The following is a 4,416-nucleotide window of genomic DNA, read 5'->3' on the forward strand; positions in this document are numbered from 1 at the left end:
CCTGCCTCGGGACCGGGGTGGGCAGGGGGACGCCGGCGAGCCCGGGGAAGGCGCCGCCGGCGGCAGGGTCCAGCCGGCTGACGTCGAGGAGCTGCTGCTGGCCGGCCTGGAGCCGGGCCAGCACGTCGGTGAGGATGCTGGGCGCCTGCCGCACGAACTCGCGCTGAGCCGCCTCGTCGGCGGTCTCCGCAGCGGAGGCGGCCGGGACGCGGGGTCCGGCACCGGGCAGTTGGGCGGCGGCGGCGAGACTCGCCGCGCCGAGGGCCGAAGGCCCGGGCTCGCCGAGGACGGCTGCGGCGTGGCACACGTCGGCCAGGGCTTGCGCGTACCGCCCGGCGGCCGGAGTGGCGGACGCGGCGGCCCGGCTGGCCAGGGGAGTCGGGGCACCGCGGAAGCGGCGACCGCGTACGGCGGCGTCCATGAATGCCTCGGCCGAGGCGGGGACGCCGGCCTCGCGGCACCAGTCGACGAAGGCGCCCCGGTTGGACTCCGCGACGGCGGCGGACAGCACGAGGCCCTCCTGGGTCGCGGCGTCGGGGTCGAGGCCTGCGGCCGAGGCGGCGGCGGTGAGTGCGGCGAGCGCTGCGGCCAGGGTGGGCGTGGTCATGACGTGGGTTCGCTCCGGGTGTCTGCCTCCGCCGGTTCTGCGGCAGGCGTCGGGGTCGGGACGGCGAGGTTCAGCTCCGGCGCGTGCGCGTGTCCGAAACGCTCCTGCAGGAAGCGTCCCTGGGTGACGAGGGCCGCGGCGTCGGTGGTGTTCGCCGCGTCGAAGATCGCCTCCATCGTGACCGAGAGCAGGTCGAGCTGGTCGATCAGGAGCAGCAGGGAGGTCTTGCCTCCCTCGACCGGACGCGAATCGGCCCAGTCGCGGGGCAGCCGCAGGTAGGCGCCGATCGCCTCGGGCAGGTAGTCGGTAGCGGTCGCGACCACCGAGTAGGAGTCGTAACTGCCCAGCCCGAGCAGGTCGAGCCGGGGCAGGGTCCGGCGCACCGTCGTGGTGATCGCGAGCGCGCGTGCCCGCACGACACCCGGAACGGCGGGGTCGGCGACGAGCCGTTCCACGCGGTCGAGCGACGCGTTGATGTCCGCGGCGGTCGGCGCGGTGGCGACCTCCTCGGCCGAGGCCGGCCCGGGCAGCTCCTCGCGCCCGAGCACCCGATCCCAGAAGCCCATCTGCGCCGGCTAGCGGTCGATCGACAGCGCGGGCAGGGTGGTGGCCCGCGTGTCCTGCTGGGCGACCCGCTCGAGGTAGGCCTTGGACTTGGCGACCTCGGTCTCCAGGGTTCCGATCGTGGCCGACATAGTGTCGAGCGCCTTCAGCTTGAACTGGTCGATCGAGTCCATGGTCGCGTAGATGTTCGCGAACGCGGCCTGGAGCTGCTCCAGCCCGATCGTCGAGGACGCGGCCTGCTCCTGGATCTGTGCGGAGTTCTCCTTCAGCATCTCCGAGGTGCGCTGGATCATCTCCGACGTGGTGGTGTTCAGCGCGGTGATCTGGTCGAGGACGAGCTTCTGGTTGCCCAGCGCCTGGGCGACGATGACGGCCGTCCGCAACGCGGAGACGGTGGTGGTGGACGCCCGGTCGACGCCTTTGATCAGCTCCACGTTGTTCTTGATGATGATGTCGATCGCGAGGTAGCTCTGGATCGAGACGGCCAGCTGGGTGAGCAGGTCCTGGTGCTTCTGCCGCACGTAGAACAGCACGTCCTGGTTGAGCGACTTGGCCTTGGCCTGGTCACTGAGCTCGAGCTGCGCGATCTGGGCCGACAGCTTCGCGTCCAGCCGTTCGGCGATGTAGACGTACTGGTTGAGCCGGCCCATCACCGTCCACAGGTTCTGCTTCTCCATGTTCAGGGCGACGTTGTCCTTGGTCAGCTCGTCCTGGCCGGACCGCAGCGCATGCAGGATCCCGTTCAGGTGGTCCTGCGAGCTCTGGTACTTGCGGAAGTAGTCGGTGACCGGGCGGGCGAAACCGATCTTCGAGAAGAAGCCCTTGCTCCCCTTGGCCTGCGCGGGGTCGAGATCCTCGACCGTGCGCCGCAGCTCGAGCAGGGTCTTGCCCACCTTGGACGTGTCGGCCAGACCGCCGGACTCGATCGCCCGGACCGGGGTCTGGAGCAGGCGGTTGGACGTCTCGGCCGCCTTGCGGATGTCGGCGTCGCCCATGCTGCGCACGGCGTCGGCCTGCGCGGCGAAGGTGGGCGAGTTCTCCTCCGAGGAGTTCAGCGCGGTGATGAACTCCTCGACCTTCGCGTCGAGGACGGGTACCTGCGCGGCCTCCACCTGCGGGGCCATCGCCGGCGCCTGGGTCGCCGTGATCGTCGCCGGCGGCGCGGGCGGGGTGAGGTTCAGCATCTCGGGCGGCGCCAACTGGACGGCCTGGCCCTGGCTGGACGGCTGCGCGGGTGTGGTCATCGACCGGCCTCTCGGTTCGTGGACGTTCGCCCCCAATCTAGCGGGCCGTACCCACGGCAGGGCCGCCCGCCGGGGCCGCCGTCCCGGGCAATCGGGGGAGCCTGAGGGACAACCCCGACCCGCGGCCCTTCAGGCGTCGCCGAGGGCGAGCGCCTCGGCCTCGAACTCGGCGTCCACGGGCAGATCCTCGTCCACGACCCTCAGCAGGGAGCGGGCGGTGAGCAGGACGAGGACGCCGGCCAGCACCGCGCCGGAGCCGATCCAGAACGGCAGGTGGATCGACAGCTCGCCGAGGGTCCCGGCCAGCCAGGGCGCGACGGCACCGCCGCTGAACCGGACGAAGCTGTAGGCGGCGGACGCCACGCTGCGCTCGACGGGCGCCACCTTCATCACGATCTCCGTGATCAGGGTGTTGTTCACGCCGATGAAGGCTCCGGCCAGGATCACCCCGGCGACCAGCACCTCCCTGCGGTCGGTCCACACCGCCATCGCCAGGAGGATGACGCTGAAGCCGAGCAACGCGCCGACCACGCTCGCGACCGTCCCGAACCGGCGTTGCAGCCGCGGCGCGACGAACACGGAGAACAAGGCGAGCAGGACGCCCCAGCCGAAGAAGATCAGGCCGATCTGCTGGGCGCCCAGGCCCAGCGGGAACGGGGTGTAGGCCAGCAGGGTGAAGAAGCCGAAGTTGTAGAGCAGGGCGGTGACACCCACGGTCAGCAGACCGCGGTGGCCCAGCGCCCGTAGCGGCTCGGACAGCCGCGAGCGGTGCTCGGTGGGAGGGGTGGCCGGCAGGGTGATGGAGGTGGCGATGAACGCGACCGCCATCAGGACCGCGACGCCGTAGAACGGCCAACGCCAGCCGATGCTGCCCAGCCAGCCGCCCAGCAGCGGGCCCAGCGCGATCCCGACGCCCAGTGCGGCCTCATAGAGGATGATCGCCTGCGCGACCGAGCCGGCAGCGGCGTTCACGATCGTGGCGAGGGCTGTCGCGATGAACAGGGCGTTGCCCAGCCCCCACAGGGCCCGGAACCCGACGATGCCGGCGATGCTGTTCTGGCTGCCGGCCAGTGCAGAGCCCGCGATGATCAGGACGAGGCCGATCAGCAGCGTCCGCTTGGCTCCGATCCGGGTGCTCAGCCAGCCGGTGCCCAGCATCGCGACGCCCATCACCGCCATGTAGCTGGTGAACAGCAGGGAGACCTCGGCGGGGCCGGCCCCGAGCTCCTCCGCGATCGGCTTCAGGATCGGATCGACCAGGCCGATCCCCATGAAGGAGATCACGCAGGCGAAAGCGATGGACCACACGGTGCGTGGTTGGCGCAACATATCTGTACTTGGTTCCTCTCGGGGGTCACTGCGGGGTGGTTGCCGCGGGAGCTGCGCCCGGGTGGGACGCGATGTCCAGCAGCTCGCCGATGACCAGCACCGCGTCCCTGACCCGGTCCAGGGCGGAAGGGTCGACGTCCTCCAGACGCTCCAGGACCGGGGCCAGGACGGCGCCACGGGCCCGTCGTGCCTCCGTCAACGCCTGCGCGCCCGCCTCGGTGAGCGACACACGGCATGCCCTGGCATCCGCCGGGTCGCCGTCGCGGCGCACCCAGCCGGCGGCTTCCAGCCGGTTCACCTGCACGGTCGCGGTGGGCTGGCTGCTGTGGTCGGCGTGGGCCAGCGTGCTGACCCGGGTCGGACCCAGCTCGTCCAGCAGGGCGAGCAGCCGGGCCTGGGCGGCGGGGACGGTGAAGGTGGCGTGCCGGGTCGTCCAGCGGTTGAGTCGGGCCACGGCACGCAGGAGCTCGGTGCCGAGGTCGGCGGTGATGGTCACCGGTCGAAGATACATAGATAAGCTATAGAACTCCAATCGGGCGACGCTCACGGGGTGTCCGGAGTACGTAGTCGCGATGCCGTGGTGTGGTCTGTGACGCGATCCGGCCGTCGGTTCGGTCGCTACCGCCCCACGTGTCACGATCTGGCCGAGGAGTGGCGGGATCCGGTCATCCC

The 4,416-nt window shown here is 71.2% G+C and carries 4 protein-coding genes and 1 pseudogene; all 5 read right to left on the minus strand.

Annotated elements, in window-relative coordinates; all coding sequences use genetic code 11:
* A pseudogene (locus QM633_RS13105) lies at positions 1 to 607 on the minus strand (AAA family ATPase); the annotation flags it as partial.
* Positions 604 to 1,173, minus strand: coding sequence for a hypothetical protein (locus tag QM633_RS13110; RefSeq protein WP_415154210.1), 570 nt, complete (start codon positions 1,171 to 1,173; stop codon positions 604 to 606). The pseudogene QM633_RS13105 and the gene QM633_RS13110, both read right to left, overlap by 4 nt.
* A 9-nt stretch (positions 1,174 to 1,182) precedes the next feature.
* Positions 1,183 to 2,415 (minus strand): toxic anion resistance protein, encoded by a 1,233-nt coding sequence (locus QM633_RS13115; protein ID WP_415154211.1) that lies wholly within the window; start codon positions 2,413 to 2,415, stop codon positions 1,183 to 1,185.
* A gap of 129 nt (positions 2,416 to 2,544) precedes the next feature.
* The gene (locus tag QM633_RS13120) at positions 2,545 to 3,723 is read right to left on the minus strand and encodes an MFS transporter (RefSeq protein WP_415154212.1); all 1,179 of its coding nucleotides are present in this window, start codon (positions 3,721 to 3,723) and stop codon (positions 2,545 to 2,547) included.
* A 46-nt stretch (positions 3,724 to 3,769) separates the two neighbouring features.
* Positions 3,770 to 4,240: a MarR family winged helix-turn-helix transcriptional regulator gene (locus tag QM633_RS13125; protein ID WP_415154213.1), complete on the minus strand. Its 471-nt coding sequence runs from the start codon at positions 4,238 to 4,240 to the stop codon at positions 3,770 to 3,772.
* Between the last annotated feature and the right edge of the window lie 176 nt (positions 4,241 to 4,416).

Origin of the sequence: Propionicimonas sp., from assembly GCF_047606205.1 — a bacterium.
In the GTDB taxonomy this organism is placed as follows: Bacteria; Actinomycetota; Actinomycetes; order Propionibacteriales; family Propionibacteriaceae; genus Propionicimonas.